Source organism: Streptomyces sp. NPDC046805 (assembly GCF_040645355.1).
Lineage (GTDB): Bacteria > Actinomycetota > Actinomycetes > Streptomycetales > Streptomycetaceae > Streptomyces.
This window is the reverse complement of sequence record NZ_JBEYYC010000011.1, coordinates 80,180-101,355: the sequence shown is the minus strand read 5'-3', so window position 1 is coordinate 101,355 and position 21,176 is coordinate 80,180. Positions and strand designations below refer to the sequence as shown.

The 21,176-nt window shown below is 71.0% G+C and carries 21 protein-coding genes and 1 riboswitch; of the genes, 14 read left to right on the top strand and 7 right to left on the bottom strand.

Annotated elements, in window-relative coordinates; all coding sequences use genetic code 11:
• The first annotated feature begins 74 nt into the window (after positions 1-74).
• Positions 75-1,031: an ABC transporter substrate-binding protein gene (locus ABZ910_RS14525; RefSeq protein ID WP_361363641.1), complete on the top strand. Its 957-nt coding sequence runs from the start codon at positions 75-77 to the stop codon at positions 1,029-1,031.
• Between the two features lie 93 nt (positions 1,032-1,124).
• On the opposite strand, the gene ABZ910_RS14520 is transcribed toward ABZ910_RS14525, so the two are convergent.
• Positions 1,125-1,622, bottom strand: a complete 498-nt coding sequence (locus ABZ910_RS14520) for a carboxymuconolactone decarboxylase family protein (protein WP_361363639.1) — start codon at positions 1,620-1,622, stop codon at positions 1,125-1,127.
• 48 nt (positions 1,623-1,670) lie between these two features.
• On the opposite strand from ABZ910_RS14520, the gene ABZ910_RS14515 reads away from it, so the two are divergent.
• The 3 genes from ABZ910_RS14515 to ABZ910_RS14505 all read left to right on the top strand — a co-directional run bounded on the left by ABZ910_RS14515 (position 1,671) and on the right by ABZ910_RS14505 (position 4,695).
• On the top strand, positions 1,671-3,077 hold the full coding sequence (locus tag ABZ910_RS14515) for a PLP-dependent aminotransferase family protein (protein ID WP_361363636.1): 1,407 nt from the start codon (positions 1,671-1,673) through the stop codon (positions 3,075-3,077).
• Between the two features lie 83 nt (positions 3,078-3,160).
• A complete protein-coding gene (locus ABZ910_RS14510) occupies positions 3,161-3,496 on the top strand; it encodes a hypothetical protein (RefSeq protein WP_361363634.1) in 336 nt (111 codons plus the stop codon).
• Between the two features lie 14 nt (positions 3,497-3,510).
• Complete coding sequence (locus ABZ910_RS14505; protein ID WP_361363631.1) at positions 3,511-4,695, top strand: glutathionylspermidine synthase family protein; 1,185 nt, start codon at positions 3,511-3,513, stop codon at positions 4,693-4,695.
• A gap of 25 nt (positions 4,696-4,720) precedes the next feature.
• Here ABZ910_RS14505 and rocD read toward each other — a convergent pair whose 3' ends face one another.
• Positions 4,721-5,926 (bottom strand): ornithine--oxo-acid transaminase, encoded by a 1,206-nt coding sequence (gene rocD / locus ABZ910_RS14500; RefSeq protein ID WP_361363628.1) that lies wholly within the window; start codon positions 5,924-5,926, stop codon positions 4,721-4,723.
• 162 nt (positions 5,927-6,088) lie between these two features.
• Positions 6,089-6,178: riboswitch (ZMP/ZTP riboswitch) on the top strand.
• A gap of 32 nt (positions 6,179-6,210) precedes the next feature.
• On the opposite strand from rocD, the gene ABZ910_RS14495 reads away from it, so the two are divergent.
• Complete coding sequence (locus ABZ910_RS14495; protein ID WP_361363626.1) at positions 6,211-7,674, top strand: glycine hydroxymethyltransferase; 1,464 nt, start codon at positions 6,211-6,213, stop codon at positions 7,672-7,674.
• A gap of 28 nt (positions 7,675-7,702) precedes the next feature.
• Here the strand turns inward: ABZ910_RS14495 and ABZ910_RS14490 are convergent, their stop codons facing one another.
• A complete protein-coding gene (locus ABZ910_RS14490) occupies positions 7,703-8,329 on the bottom strand; it encodes a hypothetical protein (RefSeq protein ID WP_361363889.1) in 627 nt (208 codons plus the stop codon).
• A 316-nt stretch (positions 8,330-8,645) separates the two neighbouring features.
• On the opposite strand from ABZ910_RS14490, the gene trpS reads away from it, so the two are divergent.
• Together trpS and ABZ910_RS14480 are read left to right on the top strand one after the other, a co-directional pair.
• Positions 8,646-9,659: a tryptophan--tRNA ligase gene (gene trpS / locus ABZ910_RS14485; RefSeq protein ID WP_361363623.1), complete on the top strand. Its 1,014-nt coding sequence runs from the start codon at positions 8,646-8,648 to the stop codon at positions 9,657-9,659.
• Between the two features lie 203 nt (positions 9,660-9,862).
• Positions 9,863-10,444: a 2'-5' RNA ligase family protein gene (locus ABZ910_RS14480; protein ID WP_361363620.1), complete on the top strand. Its 582-nt coding sequence runs from the start codon at positions 9,863-9,865 to the stop codon at positions 10,442-10,444.
• A gap of 46 nt (positions 10,445-10,490) precedes the next feature.
• Here the strand turns inward: ABZ910_RS14480 and ABZ910_RS14475 are convergent, their stop codons facing one another.
• Positions 10,491-11,246 carry a decaprenylphospho-beta-D-erythro-pentofuranosid-2-ulose 2-reductase gene (locus tag ABZ910_RS14475; protein WP_361363618.1) on the bottom strand — a complete coding sequence of 252 codons (756 nt, stop codon included), beginning with the start codon at positions 11,244-11,246 and terminating at the stop codon, positions 10,491-10,493.
• A 27-nt stretch (positions 11,247-11,273) separates the two neighbouring features.
• Entirely contained in the window at positions 11,274-12,629 is a 1,356-nt protein-coding gene (locus tag ABZ910_RS14470) for an FAD-binding oxidoreductase (RefSeq protein ID WP_361363615.1), read from the bottom strand.
• A gap of 134 nt (positions 12,630-12,763) precedes the next feature.
• Between ABZ910_RS14470 and ABZ910_RS14465 the strand changes: the two genes are divergently transcribed.
• From ABZ910_RS14465 to ABZ910_RS14450, 4 genes are all read left to right on the top strand, one after another.
• Positions 12,764-13,273 (top strand): phosphatase PAP2 family protein, encoded by a 510-nt coding sequence (locus ABZ910_RS14465; RefSeq protein ID WP_361363612.1) that lies wholly within the window; start codon positions 12,764-12,766, stop codon positions 13,271-13,273.
• Positions 13,274-13,301: 28 nt separating this feature from the next.
• A complete protein-coding gene (locus tag ABZ910_RS14460; RefSeq protein WP_361363886.1) occupies positions 13,302-14,231 on the top strand; it encodes a decaprenyl-phosphate phosphoribosyltransferase in 930 nt (309 codons plus the stop codon).
• A 104-nt stretch (positions 14,232-14,335) separates the two neighbouring features.
• Positions 14,336-14,767, top strand: a complete 432-nt coding sequence (locus ABZ910_RS14455) for a GtrA family protein (RefSeq protein ID WP_361363884.1) — start codon at positions 14,336-14,338, stop codon at positions 14,765-14,767.
• Complete coding sequence (locus ABZ910_RS14450; RefSeq protein WP_361363609.1) at positions 14,755-15,666, top strand: YihY/virulence factor BrkB family protein; 912 nt, start codon at positions 14,755-14,757, stop codon at positions 15,664-15,666. Before ABZ910_RS14455 ends, ABZ910_RS14450 begins: the two co-directional genes overlap by 13 nt.
• Here the strand turns inward: ABZ910_RS14450 and ABZ910_RS14445 are convergent.
• On the bottom strand, positions 15,617-16,888 hold the full coding sequence (locus ABZ910_RS14445; RefSeq protein WP_361363606.1) for a D-alanyl-D-alanine carboxypeptidase: 1,272 nt from the start codon (positions 16,886-16,888) through the stop codon (positions 15,617-15,619). The two genes, ABZ910_RS14450 and ABZ910_RS14445, sit on opposite strands and share 50 nt — an antisense overlap.
• Positions 16,889-16,979: 91 nt before the next feature.
• Here ABZ910_RS14445 and ABZ910_RS14440 point away from each other — a divergent pair, with 91 nt between their 5' ends.
• The 3 genes from ABZ910_RS14440 to ABZ910_RS14430 all read left to right on the top strand — a co-directional run bounded on the left by ABZ910_RS14440 (position 16,980) and on the right by ABZ910_RS14430 (position 20,389).
• On the top strand, positions 16,980-17,219 hold the full coding sequence (locus ABZ910_RS14440; protein WP_361363603.1) for a hypothetical protein: 240 nt from the start codon (positions 16,980-16,982) through the stop codon (positions 17,217-17,219).
• Between the two features lie 96 nt (positions 17,220-17,315).
• Positions 17,316-18,632 (top strand): metallophosphoesterase, encoded by a 1,317-nt coding sequence (locus ABZ910_RS14435; protein ID WP_361363600.1) that lies wholly within the window; start codon positions 17,316-17,318, stop codon positions 18,630-18,632.
• Positions 18,633-18,832: 200 nt separating this feature from the next.
• Positions 18,833-20,389 carry an ABC transporter substrate-binding protein gene (locus tag ABZ910_RS14430; RefSeq protein WP_361363598.1) on the top strand — a complete coding sequence of 519 codons (1,557 nt, stop codon included), beginning with the start codon at positions 18,833-18,835 and terminating at the stop codon, positions 20,387-20,389.
• Between the two features lie 24 nt (positions 20,390-20,413).
• On the opposite strand, the gene ABZ910_RS14425 is transcribed toward ABZ910_RS14430, so the two are convergent.
• The gene (locus ABZ910_RS14425; RefSeq protein ID WP_361363595.1) at positions 20,414-21,169 is read right to left on the bottom strand and encodes a TetR family transcriptional regulator; all 756 of its coding nucleotides are present in this window, start codon (positions 21,167-21,169) and stop codon (positions 20,414-20,416) included.
• Between the last annotated feature and the right edge of the window lie 7 nt (positions 21,170-21,176).

Below are 21,176 nucleotides of genomic sequence, written 5' to 3'. Positions count from 1 at the left end.
CAGGAACACCAGGAAACCCAGAAGTTCGGGAACCCCAGGAAAATTCGCCCGACCGAAACGAGAGACACGCCCACATGATGAACCGAAAGCACCTCCGACTGGCCGGTACCGCCGGCGCCGTCGTCCTCGGCCTCACCGGCATGAGCGCCTGCGCCGCCGCCAAGACCTCGTCGTCGGGCAGCTCCGGCCAGGTCACCATCGCCGTGCCCTCCTGGGTCGGCGCGGAGGCCAACGCGGCCGTGGCGCAGTACCTCCTGGAGCACGAGCTCGACACCAAGGTCAAGCTGACGCAGCTCGACGAGTCGGTCGCGTTCGACGCGGTCAACAGCGGCAAGGCCGACGCCATCCTCGAGGACTGGGACGGCGTTCCGCAGAAGGTCAAGCTGTACGTCGACAGCAAGAAGTCCATCGAACCGGCGGGCGACCTCGGCGTGACGGGCCACATCGGCTGGTACATCCCGAAGTACCTCGCGGACCAGCACCCGGACATCACGAACGCCAAGAACCTCAACAAGTACGCGAGCCTGTTCAAGACCGCGGAGAGCGGCAACAAGGGCCAGCTGCTCGAGGGTTCGCCGTCGTACACCACCAACGACGACGCTCTGATCAAGAACCTGAAGCTGAACCTCAAGACGGTCTACGCCGGTTCCGAGGCCGCCCAGATCACCCAGATCAAGGAGAACTACAAGGCCAAGAAGCCGTTCATCAGCTACTGGTGGACGCCGCAGTGGCTCAACAACCAGCTCGACATGGTCGAGGTGAAGCTGCCCCCGTACAAGAAGGGCTGCGACTCCGACCCCAAGAAGATCACCTGCGGTTACGCCAAGACCCCGCTGCAGAAGTACATCGGTGCCGACTTCGCCAAGAAGAACAAGAAGGCGGCCCAGTTCCTGAAGAACTTCAAGTGGACCGACGCCCAGCAGAACGAGGTCGCCGGCATGATCGCTGACAAGAAGATGAGCCCGGACAAGGCGGCCGAGACCTGGGTCAAGGCCAACAAGAACGTCTGGAAGGGCTGGCTGCCGAAGTAACCCGGCCCGCCGGAGCACCACAGGCCGCATGCGGAGGCCGCTCGGGACGCACGTCCCGAGCGGCCTCCGGCCGTATGTCCGGTCGCACGCGCCTCACTTGAGCTGCCCCGGCTGGTAGTGGCCCGGCACCGCGCGCGTGGCCACACCGAAGCGGTTCCATGCGTTGATCACCACGATGGTCGCGATGAGCCGGGCCAGTTCGGCCTCGTCGAAGTGCTGGGCGGCACGCTCGTAGACCTCGTCCGGGACGAACCCCTCGGTGAGGACGGTGACGGCCTCGGTCAGCTCGATCGCCGCCAGCTCCTTCTCCGTGTAGAAGTGCGTCGACTCCCGCCACGCGTTCAGCTGCACGATCCGCTGGACGCTCTCGCCGGCCGCCAGCGCGTCCTTGGTGTGCATGTCCAGGCAGAACCCGCAGTGGTTGATCGCGGAGGCGCGCAGCTGGATCAGCTCCACCAGGGCCGGGTCCAAGCCCTGTTTGGCCGCGGCGGAGAACCGGCTCATCGCCTGGTAGACCTCGGGGGCGCGCTGAGCCCAGCGCATGCGGGGGCCGTGCTCGGGGGCGTACGGGGCGGTTTCCTCAAGGCTCATGGCCCTCGACCCTAGGAGCCGAGCAGCCCGGCATTATGGTCCATTCCCATGACGGATTCCTGGGCCACTTCGGGCGTCGACCTGCACCTGGCACCGGCCGGCTCGGGCGGCCTGCGCCGGGGCCTGACCGACGCGCTACGGGACGCGGTCCGCACCGGCCGCCTCGCCCCCGGCACCCGGCTGCCCTCCTCCCGTTCCCTGGCCGCCGACCTCGGCATCGCCCGCAACACCGTCGCCGACGCCTACGGCGACCTGGTCGCCGAGGGCTGGCTCACCGCCCGGCAGGGCTCGGGCACCCGGGTGGCCGACAGGACGGTGGCGCCGCCCCCGGCCGCCGCACCCCGCCGCCACGCACCCGACCGCCCCGCCTACGACCTGAAGCCCGGCACGCCCGACCTCGGCGCCTTCCCGCGCACCGACTGGCTCAAGGCCGCACGCCGCGCCCTCACCGCCGCCCCCTCCCACGCCCTCGGCTACGGCGATCCGCGCGGCCGCCCCGAACTGCGCACCGCCCTCGCCGACTACCTCTCCCGCGCCCGGGGCGTACGCGCCGACCCTGAAAGCATCCTGGTGTGCGCGGGCTTCGCGCAGGGGCTGAGAATCCTCGGCGCGGTTCTGCGCGCCCGCGGGACGCGTCGGATCGCCGTCGAGTCGTACGGCCTCGAGAGCCACCGCCGGGTGCTGACCGACGCCGGACTGGCCACGCATCCGTTGCCGTACGACGAACTCGCCACGGACACCCGTGCGTTGAGCGAGCTGGCCGGCGCCGGAGCGGTGCTGCTCACCCCCGCCCACCAGTTCCCGATGGGCACGCCCCTGCACCCCGACCGGCGGGCCGCCGTCGTGGACTGGGCGCGGCGCACCGGCGGCCTCGTCCTGGAGGACGACTACGACGGCGAGTTCCGCTACGACCGCCAGCCGGTGGGCGCGCTGCAGGGCCTGGACCCGGACCGCGTGGTGTACCTGGGCACCGCCAGCAAGTCCCTCGCCCCCGGCCTGCGGCTGGCCTGGATGGTGCTGCCGCCGTCCCTCGTGGAGGAGTGCGCGGCGGTCAAGGGCAGTTACGACACCTGCGGGGTGCTGGACCAGCTGACCCTGGCCGAGTTCCTCACCTCCGGCGCGTACGACCGCCACGTCCGCTCCGCCCGGCTGCGCTACCGGCGCCGCCGGGACTCCCTGGTCGCGGCCCTCGACGCCCGCCCGCCGGAGGTCTCCGCCATCGAGATCACCGGCATCGCGGCGGGTCTGCACGCCGTGCTGCGCCTGCCGCCCGGCAGCGAACGCTCGGTGGTCCAGGCCGCGGCCTGGCAGGGTCTGGCCCTGCACGGGCTCTCCTCCTACCGGCACGAACGGGCGGTGGCCGAGCCGCTGGACGCCCTGGTCATCGGGTACGGCGGTCCGCCGGACCACGCGTGGGCGGGCGCGCTGGAAGCGCTGTGCCGGGTTCTTCCCTGAGGCTCGGAGCCCACGGCGCGGAACGCTAAGCTGACCGGCGACGGACAAGGTGAACGAAGCCGAAAAACGGGGGAATGCGAAAGATGGCGAACATACGCAGGCAACTCCGCTCCGGAACAGTCGTCCTCGGGGGCATGGGCCTCCTCGCGGCCGCCCTCACCGCCTGCGACTCCGAACCCGACAAGCGCTGTGTCGACCGGGGAAGTTACCAGGTCGGCAAGGGATACAAGGTCGTCTCCGACAAGAACTGCGGATCCGGCAAGACCTTGGTCAACGGCTCCTGGTACTACGACGGCACGAAGAAGGAAGGCCGGGTCACGGGCGGCTCCTTCACCAAGCCCCGTACGAGCTCCGGCGGTTACCACGGCGGCGTCCACCGCGGCGGCTTCGGCGGCCATGAGGGCAGCCACGGCGGCTGAACGGCCGGCACACGATGGAACGCCGCACGATCGACCCCCGCCCCGGCTGGCAGCAGACCGTCGAGGAACAGGGACTGATCTACCCGCTCACCCGCCACCCCGACGGCTCCCTGCGCCCCTACTGGGACGAGAGCGCCTACTACGCCTTCACCCTCGACGAGGTCGAGGCACTGGAGGAGGTGGTCGAGGAACTGCACCGCATGTGCCTGGCGGCGGCGGGCCACATCGTCACCGAGGGCCGGTTCGCCGACCTCGGCATCACCGACCCGCGCGTCGCGCAGGCGGTCGCCGAGGCCTGGCACCGCCGCGCCGAACTCCCCTCCGTCTACGGCCGGTTCGACCTCCACTACGACGGCACCGGCCCGGCGAGGCTCCTGGAGTACAACGCCGACACCCCCACCTCCCTGGTCGAGGCCGCCTCACCCCAGTGGTTCTGGATGGAGGAGCGCTTCCCGGGCGCCGACCAGTGGAACTCCCTCCACGAACGCCTCGTCGCCGCCTGGAAGAAGCAGTCCGCCCTCCTCCCGCCGGGCAGCCCCCTGTACTTCGCGCACTCCTCCGACGACGAACTCGGCGAAGACCTGATGACCGTCGCCTATCTGAAGGAGACCGCCGAGCAGGCCGGCCTGGACACCGACTGGATCTCCATGGAGGAGATCGGCTGGGACCCGCTCTCCGGCCGCTTCGTCGACAACCACCTCCGTTTCATCCGCAGTTGCTTCAAGCTCTACCCCTGGGAATGGCTCACCACCGACCGCTTCGGCGGCCACGTCCTCGACACCCTCGACAACGGCGGCGGCACCGGCAGCACCCTGTGGATCGAACCCGTCTGGAAGATGCTGCTGAGCAACAAGGCGCTGCTCGCGATCCTCTGGGAGCTGTATCCCGGCCACCCCCATCTCCTCCCCGCCTACCTCGACGGCCCGCGCGACCTCGCGACGACCACCGGCTACGTCGCCAAGCCCCTCCTGGGCCGCGAGGGCGCCGGTGTCACCGTCCACGAGCCGGGGTCGCCGCCCGCCCTGCCCGACGAGCCCTGCTGCTACCAGCAGTTGGCGCCCCTGCCCGCCTTCGACGGCAACCACGTCGTCCTCGGCGCCTGGGTCGTCGAGGACGAGTCGGCGGGCCTCGGCCTCCGCGAGTCGTCGGGCCTGATCACGGACTCGTACGCCCGCTTCCTTCCGCACGTGATCCTCTGAGGCACTCTGGCGCCACGCTGTCCGGCTAGGCGCCCAGCACCGCCCGCAGTTGGTCGATCCCCCAGTCCAGGTCCTCCTTGCTGATCATCAGCGGCGGCGCGATCCGGATCGTCGAACCGTGGGCGTCCTTCGCCAGGACGCCCCGTTCCATCAGCCGCTCCGACACCTGCCGTCCCGTCCCGACCGACCGGGCGATGTCCACCCCCGCCCACAGTCCGCGCCCGCGCACCGCCGTCAGCTTCCCGGTGGCCGCCAGCGCCCGCAGCTCACGGTGCAGATGCTCGCCGAGCTCCGCGGACCGCGCCTGGTACTCGCCGGACCGCAGCATCGCGATCACCTCCAGTGCCACCGCACAGGCCAGCGGATTCCCGCCGAACGTCGACCCGTGCTCACCGGGCTGGAACACCCCGAGCACCTTGGCGCTCGACACGACCGCCGACACCGGCACGATCCCGCCACCCAGCGCCTTCCCCAGCACATACACATCCGGTACGACCCCCTCGTGCTCGCACGCGAAGGTCCGCCCCGTCCTGCCCAGGCCCGACTGGATCTCGTCCGCCATGAACAGCACGTTCCGCTCCCGCGTCAGCTCGCGCACCGCCTGGAGGTAACCGGCCGGCGGCACGATCACCCCCGCCTCGCCCTGGACCGGCTCGAGCAGCACGGCGACCGTGTTCTCGGTGAGCGCCTCCCGCATCGCGGTCAGGTCCCCGTACGGCACGATCTCGAATCCCGGTGTGTACGGCCCGAAGTCCGCCCGCGCCTCCGGATCGGTGGAGAAGCTGATCACCGTCGTCGTACGCCCGTGGAAGTTGCCCCCCGCGACCACGATCTTCGCCATCTCCCCGGGCACCCCCTTCACCCGGTACCCCCACTTCCGGGCCGTCTTCACCGCGGTCTCCACCGCCTCGACCCCCGTGTTCATGGGCAGGACCATCTCCATGCCGCACAGTTCGGCCAGCTGCTCGCAGAACGCGGCGAACCGGTCGTGGTGGAACGCCCGCGACGTCAGCGTCACCCGATCCATCTGCTCCTTGGCCGCCTGCAGCAGCCGCGGGTGGCGGTGCCCGAAGTTCAGCGCCGAGTATCCGGCCAGCAGATCGAGGTAGCGCCGTCCCTCGACATCCGTCATCCAGGCCCCGTCCGCCGTGGACACGACCACCGGCAGCGGGTGGTAGTTGTGCGCACTGTGGGCGTCGACAGCGGCGATGAGGGTCTCCGTAGCGTTCACGGGATCTCCCGGGGTCCAGAGCCAGAGGCGGAGAAATGTTCAGGTTCGGTCGAGTTCACCCCCCTTCTTATCTCCGTCCCGACCCCCCTCGCATGGTGGACACGGGCTGAATCGACATGCGACCGCCGTCGTGTGGCATCCCCGACCCGGCCGGTAGGCTGACCAGCGGGCCGTGACTGGCGCGCTGGGATGGGACCGACCATCAGGGAGCGGCCCGAGTGGGAACGAGTGCCGTGCGCCTGGGCCGAACCGAACACGCCGTATGCCATGTCGGAGGTCCCCCGATGCCCGAGAACCCTGCCAATTCCGTACCTCTCTCCACCGAGTCCACGGCCTTCCGGGCCGCCCTCGACGTGATCCGCGCCGTCGAGCCGCGCGTGGCCGACGCCATCGGCCAGGAGGTGCACGACCAGCGCGACATGCTCAAGCTGATCGCCTCCGAGAACTACGCCTCCCCGGCCACCCTCCTCGCGATGGGCAACTGGTTCAGCGACAAGTACGCCGAGGGCACGGTCGGCCGCCGCTTCTACGCCGGCTGCCGCAACGTCGACACCGTCGAGTCCCTCGCAGCCGAGCACGCGCGCGAGCTGTTCGGCGCCCGCCATGCCTACGTCCAGCCGCACTCCGGCATCGACGCCAACCTCGTCGCCTTCTGGGCCGTCCTCGCCCAGCGCGTCGAGACCCCCGCCCTGGAGAAGGCCGGCGTCCGCCAGGTCAACGAGCTCTCCGAGGCCGACTGGGCCGAACTCCGCCAGGCCTTCGGCAACCAGCGCATGCTCGGCATGTCCCTGGACGCCGGCGGCCACCTCACCCACGGCTTCCGCCCGAACATCTCCGGCAAGATGTTCGACCAGCGTTCCTACGGCACCGACCCGGCCACCGGCCTCATCGACTACGACGCCCTGCGCGCCCAGGCCCGCGAGTTCAAGCCGCTGATCATCGTCGCCGGCTACTCGGCGTACCCGCGTCTGGTGAACTTCCGGATCATGCGCGAGATCGCGGACGAGGTCGGCGCCACGCTCATGGTCGACATGGCGCACTTCGCCGGCCTGGTCGCCGGCAAGGTCCTCACCGGCGACTTCGACCCGATCCCGCACGCCCAGATCGTCACGACCACCACCCACAAGTCGCTGCGCGGCCCGCGCGGCGGCATGGTCCTGTGCGACGACTCCCTCAAGGACCAGGTCGACCGCGGCTGCCCGATGGTCCTCGGCGGCCCGCTCCCGCACGTCATGGCCGCCAAGGCCGTAGCCCTCGCCGAGGCACGCCGGCCGTCCTTCCAGGACTACGCCCAGCGCATCGTGGACAACTCCCGTGCCCTGGCCGACGGTCTGATGCGTCGCGGCGCCTCCCTCGTCACCGGCGGCACCGACAACCACCTCAACCTGATCGACGTCGCCAGTTCCTACGGGCTCACCGGCCGCCAGGCCGAGTCGGCCCTCCTCGAGTCCGGCATCGTCACCAACCGCAACGCCATCCCGGCCGACCCCAACGGCGCCTGGTACACCTCCGGCATCCGCATCGGCACCCCCGCCCTGACCACCCGTGGCCTGGGCACCGCCGAGATGGACGAGGTCGCCGGCCTCATCGACCGCGTCCTCACCACCGCCGTGCCCGGCACCACGAGCAAGGGCACCCGGTCCAAGGCCCAGCACATCCTCGACCCGAAGATCGCGGACGAGATCTCCCGCCGGGCCACCGACCTCGTGGCCGCCTTCCCGCTGTACCCGGAGATCGACCTGGGCTGAGGCCTCCGGCCGCCGGCCTCGACACGTCTCACACGTCGAGGTCGATCAGCTCCTGCCGAGGTTCCTCCCGCGGCGGTCCGGCACCCTGCCGGGCCGCCGCGCGGCGTATCAGAAACCCGATGCCGACCCCGACGCCCAGCCCGGGGAGCGCCCACCACGCGCCGCCCGTCACCCCAGCCCGAGTCGCCGTATCCGCCCCCGAGCCCGACTTCCGCTCCGCCGCAGGCCCGAGCAGGTCCGTCCGGTCCAGCTGCCGGAACACCGTGCGCGGTGCTCGATGCCAGCGGATGTCGTCGTCGGCCACATCCGGTGCCGGATCCGACCGCACCCACGGAGTGCCGTCGGCCGCGACGAACAGCTGGTCCTGCCGCTCCATGGCCACATCGGTACGTGGTGCCCGGTGGGTCTGCGGCCGGCCCCCGACTCCCGTCAGTCCCCAGATCACGGTGACCCGCACCTCCGGATACCGTCCGTCCGTCCAGTCCTCCGGCACCCGTTCCGTGTCCGTGTCCGTCGGCCGCAGCAGCTGCCAGAGGCGCGCGAAGTCCGGCTCCCCGGAGTGCAGCGTTCGCGTCCGGCCCGTGGCGCCCGTGACGACCAGCGCCATGTCGGGCAGGTCACCGGCCGGCCCGGGCGCGGCCGAGGCGGCCGCCATCGCCGGAACGCCGCTCAGGGCCAACGCCGCCGACACCGGCACGAGACAGGCGAGCCACCCCGCCGTGCGTCCGCACCGCAGCACCCTTCGTCTCCCCTCGAACCCCACAGCGCCCCTCCGGTCTCACACGTCCCGAAGTTCCTGCCTCGGCCCCGCCTGCCGGTCCCCTCGCCGGCGAGCCCCCGTCACCCGTGACAGGAGGGGCCGTACCGCCGGCGCGTTCTCACACTCTTGTCACACCGCCCGAGGCGGATCGGTTCCCATCGATTTCGCGCCCGTTCCGGATCGGTGCCCGGGACCTGAGACAATGGGGGGCATGGCTTCTGACCGACCTCGCGTGCTCTCCGGAATCCAGCCCACCGCAGGCTCGTTCCACCTCGGCAACTACCTCGGCGCCGTGCGCCAGTGGGTGGCCCTGCAGGAGTCCCACGACGCGTTCTACATGGTCGTCGACCTGCACGCGATCACGGTCCCGCAGGATCCCGCCGACCTGCGCGCCAACACCCGGCTCGCCGCCGCCCAGCTGCTCGCGGCCGGCCTCGACCCGGAGCGCTGCACGCTCTTCGTGCAGAGCCACGTCCCGGAGCACGCCCAGCTGGCCTGGGTCATGAACTGCCTCACCGGATTCGGCGAGGCCTCCCGCATGACCCAGTTCAAGGACAAGTCCGCCAAGCAGGGTGCCGACCGCTCGTCCGTCGGACTGTTCACGTACCCGATCCTCCAGGTCGCCGACATCCTGCTGTACCAGGCCAACGAGGTCCCGGTCGGCGAGGACCAGCGCCAGCACATCGAGCTCACCCGCGACCTGGCCGAGCGCTTCAACGGCCGCTTCGGCGAGACCTTCACGATCCCGAAGCCGTACATCCTCAAGGAGACGGCGAAGATCTACGACCTTCAGGACCCGTCGATCAAGATGAGCAAGTCGGCGTCCACGCCGAAGGGCCTGATCAACCTCCTCGACGAGCCGAAGGCGACGGCGAAGAAGGTCAAGAGCGCGGTCACCGACACCGAGACGGTGATCCGTTTCGACCCGGAGAACAAGCCGGGCGTGTCGAACCTCCTCACCATCTACTCCACGCTCACCGGCAAGGCGATCGCCGACCTGGAGCGCGAGTACGAGGGCAAGATGTACGGCGCGCTCAAGACCGACCTCGCCGAGGTCATGGTCGAGTTCGTGACGCCGTTCCGGGAGCGGACCCAGCAGTACCTGGACGACCCCGAGACGCTCGACTCGATCCTGGCCAAGGGCGCGGAGAAGGCGCGAGCCGTCGCCGCGGAGACCCTTTCCCAGGCGTACGACCGGGTGGGCTTCCTGCCCGCCAAGCACTGACGCGCACGACCGCACCGACGTACCCCACCGACGTACCCCTGGGCAGAGCGCTGCACATCACTCCGGTTGCGCCTGCCCAGGGGACAGCCGTGGTCGTACAGTCGATAAACGGACGGTTAGTACGAACGACATGACGGCGGAGTGCGAACCGGCGCCCCGGCCGATGGTTGACAGCTGAAAGCGACACGACGACAGGAGACGACGTGGGGACCGTAACGATCGGCGTCTCGATCGCGGTCCCGGAGCCTCACGGCAGCCTGCTCCAGGAGCGGCGCGCGGGCTTCGGCGACGCCGCGGCTCACGGCATCCCCACGCACGTCACGCTGCTGCCGCCGACGGAGGTGGACCGCGCCGAGCTGCCGGCCGTCGAGGCGTATCTGACCGAGGTCGCCGCGGCCTGCCCGCCCTTCCCGATGCGGCTGTCCGGCACCGGCACCTTCCGGCCGCTGTCGCCGGTCGTGTTCGTGCAGGTGGTGCAGGGCGCCGAGGCCTGCACCCGGTTGCAGCAGCAGGTCCGTGACGCGTCGGGTCCCGTGGCGCGCGAGCTGCAGTTCCCGTACCACCCGCACGTCACGGTGGCCCACGGCATCGACGACGCGGCGATGGACCGGGCGTTCCGGGAACTCGCCGGCTTCGAGGCCGAGTGGCCCTGCACCGGCTTCGCGCTCTACGAGCAGGGCACCGACGGCGTGTGGCGCAAGCTGCGGGAGTTCGCCTTCGGCGGCGGTGCCGTGGTGCCCCCGCAGGCCGGTCACGCGGATCGCGGGACGATCGCCAGCCGGTAGCGGTCGCCGGGCGAATGGCGACCGGTCCCGGACCGGCAGTCGGCTCCTAGAACGGCAGTCGGCGGAACAACGCGCGCGGGGTGTGCCGCAGTGCCGCCATGACCAGTCGCAGCGCACCCGGCACCCACACCAGCTCCGAGCGGCGCCGTACCCCCAGCTCGATCGCCGAGGCGACCGCCTCCGGGGTGGTCGCGAACGGGACCTCCTTGCGGCCGGCCGTCATCCGCGACCGTACGAACCCGGGCCGTACGACCAGGACGTGCACGCCGGTGCCGTACAGCGCGTCGCCGAGACCCTGCGCGAAGACGTCCAGACCGGCCTTGCTGGAGCCGTAGATGAAGTTCGAGCGGCGCGCCCGCTCGCCGGCGACGGACGAGAGCACCACCAGGGAGCCGTGCCCCTGGGCCTGGAGCGCGGCGGCGCTCACCAGGCCCGCCGACACCGCGCCCGTGTAGTTGGTCTGGGCGACGCGCACCGCGTTCACCGGCTCGCGCTCGTCGGTCGCCTGGTCACCGAGGATGCCGAAGGCGAGCAGCACCATGTCGATGTCGCCCTCGGCGAAGACCTTGCCGAGCACCTCCTCGTGGGACTCGGGGTCGAGCGCGTCGAAGGCGACGGTACGGACGTCCGCCCCCAGGGTGCGCAGCTGCTTGGCGGCCAGCTCCAGTTCGAGCGAGGGGCGGCCCGCCAGCCACACCGTGCGGGTGCGGCGGGCGATCAGCCGGTGCGCGGTGGCCTGCGCGATCTCGGACGTGCCGCCGAGAACGAGCAGGGACTGGGGAATGCCGAAGGCGTCCTTCACGACAGCTCCTAAGGGGGTAAGGGGGCTTCAGAGACCGAGGCGGCGGGCGAGGTCCGAGACGAACACCTCGCGCGGGTCCAGCTCCGCGCGCAGGGCGCGGAAGTCGGTGAGCCGGGGGTACATCGCGCCGAGCAACTCCGGCCGCAGCCGGGAGTCCTTGGCGAGGTAGACACGCCCGCCGGCCGTGGCGACCTCCTCGTCCAGTTCGTCGAGGAAGACGCCGAGGCCGGGCAGGCCGGCCCGCACGTCCAGGGCGAGCGTCCAGCCGGGCACCGGGAAGGAGAGCCAGCCGGGGTCCGCCTCCCCGAAGCGCTTGAGGACGGCGAGGAAGGACGGGCAGCGGCGCTCGGAGATGCGGCGCACGATCCGGCGCAGGGCCTCCTCCTGGCCGTAGCCGACGACGAACTGGTACTGCACGAAGCCGCCGCGGCCGTAGATCCGGTTCCACTCGGGCACCCCGTCCAGGGGGTGGAAGAAGGTGGAGATGCGCTGGAGTTCGCCGGTACGCGCGCGGGGCGCCTTTCGATACCAGAGCTCGTTGAACCAGCGCACGCTGGTCCGGCCGAGCAGTCCCTCCGGGAGGACGGTGGGGGCGGCCGGGAGCCGGCGCGGGTGGAAGGACAGCGGGCGCCGCCACGCGCGCGTGCCCTCGCGCAGCGCGTCCAGGGGCGCGTGGTCGCCGCGGGTCAGCACCGCGCGGCCGGTCGCCGCGCCCCGGGCCAGCAGGTCGATCCAGGCGACCGAGTAGCGGTAGCGGTGGTCGGTCGCCGTCAGACGGGCCATCAGGTCGTCGAGGTCGGTGGCGCGCTCGGTGTCGACCGACATGTACGCGGTCTCCACCGGCAGCAGACGCACCGTGGCCGTGAGGATCACCCCGGTCAGGCCCATGCCGCCGGTGGTCGCGTCGAACAGGGGCGTGCCGCGGCCGACCGCGCGGATCTCGCCGTCGGCGGTGAGGAGTTCGAGGGCGAGCACATGGCGCGAGAAGGCGCCGGAGACGTGGTGGTTCTTGCCGTGGATGTCGGCGCCGATCGCTCCGCCGACGGTCACCTGGCGGGTGCCCGGCGTCACCGGCACGAACCAGCCGAGGGGCAGCAGCACTTCCATCAGCCGCTGCAGGGAGACGCCCGCGTCGCACAGCACGGTGCCGCCGTCGGCGTCGATCGCGTGGATGCGGTCGAGACCGGTCATGTCGAGCACGGCCCCGCCGGCGTTCTGCGCCGCGTCCCCGTACGCCCGTCCCAGGCCTCGTGCGATGCCTCCGCGGGTGCCGCAGTCGCGTACGGCGGCCGCGGCCTCCTCGTACGTCCGCGGGCGGATCAGCCGGGCGGAGGTGGGGGCGGTGCGGCCCCACCCCGTGACGGAAACAGTGTCTCCAGACATGCGGGCGACCGTATCGCCCTTATATCGACGATTGATTCAGAAACATCAGACCTCTCCCCGAAATGGGTGATTAATGGGATGTCGCTCAATATTGCCGTAGGTCCGACGGTGCCGGGGGTGAAAAGTGAGTCCACATGGACGACATGGACCACCGCATCGTTTCGGCGCTCCGCGCCTGCGGTGCCGATCACCGCGTCGCGGCCGCGGCACGCAGCTTGTCCCTGGCCGGTGAGCACGGCGCGCTGTGGCTCGCGGCCGGCCTCGTCGGCGCGGCCGCGGACGGCGCCCGGCGCGGCTCCTGGCTGCGCGGGACGGCGCTCGTCGCGGGGGCGCACCTCACCAGCATGGCCGTGAAGCGCGTGGTGCGCCGGGCGCGCCCCGCACACGTCGAGCCCCTGGTGCGTACGGCCGGCCGGCACTCCTTCCCGAGCTCGCACGCCGCCTCCGCCACCGCCGCGGCCGTCGCCTTCGGGACGCTGGGAACGCTCGGGGCGTACGGGATTCCGCCGCTGGCCGCCGCCATGTGCCTCTCCCGCCTGGTCGTCGGTGTCCACTACCCCACCGATGTGGCCGCGGGCGCGGCCCTGGGTGCACTCACGGCGCGGCTCGGGGCGCGCTGGATGGGAGGCGGTGCGCGTGACTGAGACAGTGGACGCCGGGCGAGCGGACCTCCTGGAACAGCGCCGGCACCCCGCCCCGCCCCGTCAGGCATCCTCTCCGGGCGGCGTGCTCAGCGGTCTGCTGAGGACCACCCGGCCTCGGCAGTGGGTCAAGAACGTCCTCGTCGTCACCGCCCCGGCCGCCGCGGGGCAGCTGTTCTCCCGGCATGCGATCGCCCAGGTCGCCCTCGTCTCCGTCCTGTTCACCGCCTGCGCCGCCGCCGTCTACCTGATCAACGACGCCCGCGACGCCGAGGCCGACCGCGCCCATCCCGTCAAGTGCCTTCGCCCGGTGGCCGCGGGGCAGGTCCCCGTGCCGGTGGCGTACGCCGCCGGAGGCGCGCTGGCGGTCCTCGCGCCGACCGCCGCGGCCCTGCTGACCTCGCCGCTGGTCGCGGTGCTCCTGGTGGCGTACCTCGGCATGCAGCTGGCGTACTGCGTCAGCCTCAAGCACGTCCTGGTGGTCGATCTCGTCGTCGTCACCACCGGCTTCCTGATGCGGGCGGCGATCGGCGGAGTCGCGCTCGGCATCCCGCTGTCCCGCTGGTTCCTGATCACCACCGGCTTCGGCGCGCTGTTCATGGTGTCGGCCAAGCGCTACTCCGAGGCCGTCCAGATGGCGGGGAAAGAGGGCGCCACGCGCGCGTTGCTCACCGAGTACACCAGCGGCTACCTCCGCTTCGTCTGGCAGCTGGCCGCCGGTGTCGCCGTCCTCGCGTACTGCATGTGGGCCCTGGAGGAGGGCGGCGTACCGCACACGAGTGTGCTGCCCTGGCGGCAGCTGTCGATGGTCCCCTTCATCCTCGCGATCCTCAGGTACGCCGTCTTCGCCGACCGCGGCATCGCGGGCGAGCCCGAGGACGTGGTCCTGCGCGACCGCGCCCTGGCGCTGATCGGACTCGCCTGGCTCGCGATGTACGGCCTGGCGGTGGCGAATTGGTGAGCGTTCCGCACAGCGCCTCGCCTCCCGTCTCGTCTTCCGCCTCGCCCTCCGTCCAGCCTCCCGTCTCACCTCCCGTCTCGCGCCTCGCGCCGCACCGTCGCGAGCTGCTCGGCTTCGCCACCGTCGGTCTGCTCGCCTACGTCGCCGACCTGACCCTGTTCAGCGTCCTGCGCGGTCCCGTCGGCCTCGGCCCGCTCACCGCCAAGGCGCTGTCCTTCGTCGCGGGCTGCACGGTCGCGTACGTGGGCAACGCGCGCGGAACCTACCGGCACGCGCGCGTGCAGGGCATGCGCCCGTACGTCGTCTTCGTCGCCGTGAACCTCGCGGGTGCCCTCGTGCAGCTGTGCTGCATCGCCGTCAGCCACTATGGCTTCGGGCTCACTTCGCAGCGTGCCGACACCGTCTCCGGGGCAGGTGTCGGCATGGTGCTCGCCACGTGCCTGCGTTTCTGGGGTACCCGTACGTGGGTGTTCCGCAACGAGGGCACCGACGGCGACGAGAGCGGCGGGGACAGAGTCGGATCATGGACTGGTTGAAGAAGCTCCCGGGCGTCGGGCCGCTCGTGACGCGCCTGATGGCGTCGCACGCGTGGCGGGCGTACGAGCGGCTGGGCGAGGGGGCGTGGGCGCGGCTCGCCGCCGCGATGACGTTCATCAGCTTCATCTCGCTGTTCCCGCTGCTGACGCTGGTCGCCGCGATCGCCGCCGGCACGCTGAGCACGGCGCAGCAGAAGCGGCTCCAGGACACGATCGCCGACCAGTTCCCGGGCCTCTCCGACCAGTTGGACATCAACTCCCTGGTCCACAACGCCGGAACCGTCGGCTTCGTCGCCGGTGTCGTGCTGCTGTTCACCGGTATCGGCTGGGTCGGGCAGATCCGCGACTGCCTGCGCGCCGTGTGGAACCTCCCCGCGCGCGAGGGGAACCCCATCCTGGCCAAGGTCAAGGACGCGGGAATCCTCGTGGGCCTCGGCGGCGCCTTCCTCGCCACCATCGCGATCTCCACCGTCGCCTCCGCGCTGGTGGGCTGGATCATCGACCACCTGGGCATCGACCGCTCCGGCCCGGGCGGCATCCTGCTGCGGATCGCGGCGTTCGCCGTCGCCGTCCTGGCGAACTTCCTGCTCCTGCTCTACGTCCTGACGCTGCTGCCGGGCGTCGAACCGCCGCGCCACAGTGTGATCGAGGCCGCACTGATCGGCGGGGTCGGCTTCGAACTGCTGAAGTTGCTGCTCAGCGGCTATATCCAGGGCGTCGCCACGAAGAGCATCTACGGCGCGTTCGGCGTGCCCGTGGCGTTGCTTCTGTGGATCAACTTCACCGCGAAACTGGTGCTGTTCTGCGCCGCCTGGACGGCCACGGCCGACGTGAAGACCGACGCCGAGGCTAAGAAGACCGACGGCGCACCAGATCCGGCAGCGGCCACCGGCGATTGACCAGGAACACCCCGCCCGCCAGCAGCACCAGCGCCCCGCCGGCGATGGCCAGCGCGATGACGATCCCGCGCGATCCGCTTCTGGAGGCGGCGACCGGCTTCGCCGAGGGGCTGTCGCCCGCGTCACGGGCCGGGGTCGCCGAACCCGGCTGCCCGCTCGGCCGGGCGGCGTTCTTCGGCGGGGCCAGCTCGCCCACCGGCCGCACCTTGCCGGCCGCCTGGAAGCCCCAGTCGAGGAGCTTGGCGGCCTCCTTGTAGACCTCGTTGTGGTCGCGCTTCTCCGGCTTCATGACGGTGACCAGGAGCACCTTGCCGTTCCGCTCGGCGACACCGGTGAAGGTGGCGCCCGCGTTGGTGGTGTTGCCGTTCTTGACGCCCGCGATGCCCTGGTAGACCGGGACGTCGTAGTCGCCGCTCAGCAGCCGGTTGGTGTTCCGGATCTCGAAGGACTGATGGACGGTCCTGCCCTTCTTGTCCTTCTTCGTTTCGCCCGGGAATTTCGCCCGTACGGTCGAGCAGTACTCGCGGAAGTCCTTCTTCTGCAGTCCGGAGCGGGCGAACAGCGTCAGGTCGTACGCCGACGAGACCTGCCTCTTCTCGTCGTAACCGTCGGGGCTCACCACGTGCGTGTCGAGGGCCTGGAGTTCGTCGGCGTGCGCCTGCATGTCCTTGACGGTCCGGCCGACGCCGTGGTTCATCGCGGACAGCGCGTGCACGGCGTCGTTGCCCGAGCGCAGGAAGACGCCGAGCCACAGGTCGTGGACGGTGTAGGTCTGGTTCTCCTTTATCCCGACCATGCTGGAGCCGGCGCCGATGCCCGCCAGGTCGGCGTGCACCACCTTGTGCTTCGTCGTCTTCGGGAACTTCGGCAGCAGGGTGTCGGCGAACAGCATCTTCAGCGTGCTCGCCGGGGGCAGCCGCCAGTGCGCGTTGTGGGAGGCGAGCACCTCGCCGGACTCGGCGTCGGAGACGATCCACGAGCGTGCGGTGAGGCCCTTGGGGAGCACGGGGACACCGGCTCCCAGGTTGACCTGCGTGCCGGCCCGGCCGAGGCGGGCCCCGCCGACCGTCGACATGTGCGCCGGGGGAGCGGTGGACGGACTCGCCGACCGCCCCGGTGCCGCGAGGGCGGCGGGTGCGGCGAGCGCGGCGAGCGGAAGAGACAGCAGCGTGGCAGACGTGACCAACAGTGATCGCCTGGCGGTCTTCTCGGGTGCGGGCACGGTCGAGAACGTACCGGTCGCGGGCTGTGATGTCGCGCCTCTCGCCCCACCCCGGACACGGCACAGAACGGCCGGTGGTGATACTGGACGTATGAAGCTCAGCCGCCCGGTGTCCTGGTTCCTGCTCGCCTTCGGGGTGTGGAGCTGGATCATCTGGGTCACTTTCGTCAAAAATCTGATCAAGGACGGCAGCGGGCTCGCCTTCGACGGCGGGCACCCGACGGCGTACTTCTGGGTGCATCTGCTGCTCGCGGTCGTCTCCTTCGTATTGGGGACGATCATCGGGGTCATCGGGTTGCGCGGTCTGCGCGCACTGCGCCGCGCGCCCTAGCCGAAGCACGCCGCACGCCATGGCCGAAATGCGCGGGATGTCATAGCCGAAGCACGTCGGACGTCACAGCCGAAGGACTACGGGGGACACAGCAGGGTGGTCATCGTCTTCGTGCTCGTCGCCCTGGCCGTACTGGCCGTCGTGACGGGACTGCACTGGTACATCTGGCGCCGACTGGTCCGGGACACGACCGACGGCCCCGGCCGCGCGCGCCGCACCGGTACGGCGCTCTTCGTCGCGGGCCCGGTCCTGATGATCGCGGCCCTGGTCGCGGAGCGCTCCGGCGCCCCGTTCTGGCTCCAGCGCACCCTGGCGTGGCCGGGCTTTCTCTGGATGGCCCTGTCGATCTACCTGCTGCTGGCGGTGCTGGCGGGAGAGGTCGTACGCCCCCTGCTGCGGCGGCTGGCGGAGCGGCGAGCGCAGCAGCCGGCCCCGGGCGACGTGCCGGCGACCGTGCCGGCGGGACCGCCGACGCAGGACCAGGAGCAGGAGCTGGGACAGGAGCCCGCCGGGACACCTGTCGGGACACTCGCGCCCGCCCCCGCACCTGCGCCAGTCTCCGCCCCCGCCGAGGCGCCCCGCCCCGCGCCCTCCCGTCGCCTCTTCGTCTCCCGGGTCGTCGGCGGTGCCGCCGCCACCGCCGCCGTCGCGACCGTCGGCTACGGCACGTACGGCGTCCTGCGCGGGCCGCGCGTGAAGCGGGTCACGGTCCCGCTGGCCAAACTCCCGCGCGCGGCGCACGGCTTCCGGATCGCCGTCGTCAGCGACATCCACCTGGGCCCGGTCCTCGGCCGCGGCTTCGCGCAGACGGTCGTCGACACGATCAACGCCACACAGCCCGATCTCATCGCGGTGGTGGGCGACTTGGTGGACGGCAGCGTCAAGGACCTCGGCCCGGCCGCGGCCCCGCTCGCCCGGTTGTCGGCGCGGCACGGGTCGTACTTCGTCACCGGGAACCACGAGTACTTCTCCGGTGCCGAGCAGTGGGTCGAGGAGGTGCGGCACCTCGGACTGCACCCACTGGAGAACGCCCGCACCGAGCTGCCCGGCTTCGACCTCGCCGGGGTCAACGACCTCCAGGGCGAGAGCGAGGGGCAGGGGCCGGACTTCGGCAAGGCGCTCGGCGACCGGGACCCGGCACGCGCGTGCGTGCTGCTCGCCCACCAGCCGGTCCAGATCCACGAGGCCGTCCGGCACGGCGTCGACCTCCAGCTCTCCGGCCACACCCACGGCGGCCAGCTCTGGCCCGGCAACTTCATCGCCGCCGCCGCGAATCCCACCGTCGCGGGCCTGGAGCGCTACGGCGACACCCAGCTGTACGTCAGCCGGGGCGCCGGCGCCTGGGGGCCGCCCACGCGCGTGGGAGCGCCGTCCGACATCACGGTGATCGAGCTGGCGTCCACGCGCGCGTAAGCGGCATGCGGCATGCCGTGTGTGAAGCCGCCGTGAAACTCGCCCGCAAGCAGTCGCTCGGTAAGTTCTTGCTCATCTCGGCAGATTGCTCTTCCCCCGGCTGAAACACGTGTGATTAGGTGAGCCGCGCCACTTAGGGGAGTGGCGTTTGTGCACGACGTGGGTAGGGCCCGGTCGACGGGCCTGGGGAGGGCACCACCATGCGATCGGTTCGCATGCGGATTCTCGCGACGCTGCTGGTACTGGCGGCGGTGGGAGTCGGCGGCTGGCAGATGATGCCGTCATCAGGGAGCAAGAACAAGACCATCACGGTCGGTACGACGGACGCCGTCACGGCGCTCGACCCGGCCGGCGCCTACGACGCGGGCTCCTGGGCTCTGTACAGCAACGTCTTCCAGTCGCTGCTGACCTTCGCGCCCGGCGGGGCCCAGCCCGTGCCGGACGCGGCCAGGAGCTGCGCCTTCGTGGGCAGCGGGCTGAAGACCTATCGCTGCGTGCTGCGCGACGGGCTCAAGTTCCCGAGCGGGCGCACGATGACGGCCGAGGACGTGAAGTACTCCTTCGACCGGGTCAAGAGGATCAACTCCGATCTCGGCCCGGCGAGCCTGCTCTCCACGCTCGGCTCGGTGAGCGCCGACGGCGCCACCGTCACCTTCCGTCTGTCGTCGCCGGACGCCACCTTCCCGTTCAAGGTGGCCACGGGCGCCGGTTCGATCGTCGACCGGGAGAAGTACCCGGCGAAGGCCCTGCGCACCGGCTCCCGGGTCGACGGCACGGGGCCCTACCGGCTGACGTCGTACACGACGAACAAGCGAGCCGTCCTCGAGCCCAACCCGAAGTACCAGGGCGACGCCAAGGGCGACGGCAGCCCCGTCGAGCTGCGCTACTACAGCGACTCGGACCATCTCGACAGCGCCTGGAGGACCGAGCAGATCGACGTCGCCACGCGCACGCTGCCGCCCGGCGTCCTGTCCACCCTCTCGGCGAGCGACCCCCACCGGCGCGTCACCGAGTCCGAGAGCTCCGACACCCGCAACCTCTACCTCAACACCCGCGCGACCTCGCCGCTGCACGACGCGCGCGTGCGCCGGGCCATGGCCTGGCTGATCGACCGGGAGCGGCTCGCCGCCACGGTGTACGAGGGCACCGTCGACCCGCTGTACTCGCTCATCCCGACCGGCATCACCGGCCACACCACCTCGTTCTTCGACGACTACCCCACGCAGAGCGCCACCAAGGCCCGGCAGTTGCTCACCGAGGCCGGCGTCTCGGTCCCCGTCCGCTTCACCTTCGGGTACGGCAGGGGGCGCGGCTCGGGCGCCGAGGAGGCCGCGGAGCTGAAGCGGCAGCTGGAGTCCAGCGGCCTGTTCAAGGTGGATGTCCGGGGTTACGAGTGGACCGACTTCCAGAAGCGCTGGGCGGCCGGCAAGCTCGACGCGTACGCGGTCGGCTGGGTCGCCGACTTCCCCGACCCGGACACCTTCGGCGGCTCGCTCGTCGGCACCGGCGGCTCCATGAACACGGGGTACAGCAGCAAGGCCGTCGACAGCCTGATCGTGGGCACCCGGCAGTACGCCGATCGCAGCGCGGCCGCGAAGGACTTCAGCGAGCTGCAGGCGGACGTGGCCGTCGACGTCCCGCTGATCCCGCTGTGGCAGAGCAAGGAGTACGTCGTCAGCAGCGAGGACGTGGGCGGCGGCCAGTACCTCGAGGACGGCACGGGCGTGTTCCGGCTGTGGCGGCTGGACTGGATCTGACCGGATCCCCGGCCAGGGGGTCGATCAGGTGCTCTGTTTCTTGCCCGCGGGATCCGGCAACACCTTCGTCATCCCCGGCAGGAAGTCCGTGAACAGCTCGTGCACCTCGCGTACGAGCGGGCGCAGCACGCGGAACCGGGCCAGGATCACGCCTCGCGTGGTGAGCCTGGCCCCCCGCTCGGCGAGCCGGTAGCTGCGCTCGCGTCCCTCGGTGCGGTCGAAGATCCAGTACAGGACGAGTCCCATCTGCGAGAGCCACATCAACTCGGGCAGGAGGTCCCGCAGTTCCGCGGGCACCTTGGTCTTCGACCCGGCCAGCACCTCCCGGTGGACGCTGATGGCCTGGGCGCGCGCGTGCTCCGACTCGGGCGAGAAGGGGCTGAGCGGGCTGTCCGGGTCGGCGGCGTTCTTGAAGAACTGCACCGCGAACTCGTGGTACGGCCGCGCGATGTCCAGCCATGCCTTCAGCACGCCCGCCAGCCGGGCCTCGAGGTCGGTCTCCCGGTCCAGGACGGCCCGGACCGCCAACCGGTGCTCGGCGGCGATCCGGTCGTAGAAGCCCTGGATCAGGTGTTCCTTACCGCTGAAGTAGTAGTACGCGTTGCCGACGGAGACCCCGGCCTCGCGGGCGATGGCCCGCATGGTCGTCTTGTCGTAGCCGCGCTCCTGGAACAGCCGCATCGCGGTCTCCAGGATCAGCGCGCGGGTCTGTTCGGACTTGCTGAGCCCTCCGGCCTCCTCGGCACGCTCGCTCAGGCTCGTCACGGGAGCGTTCGTCACGGACCCG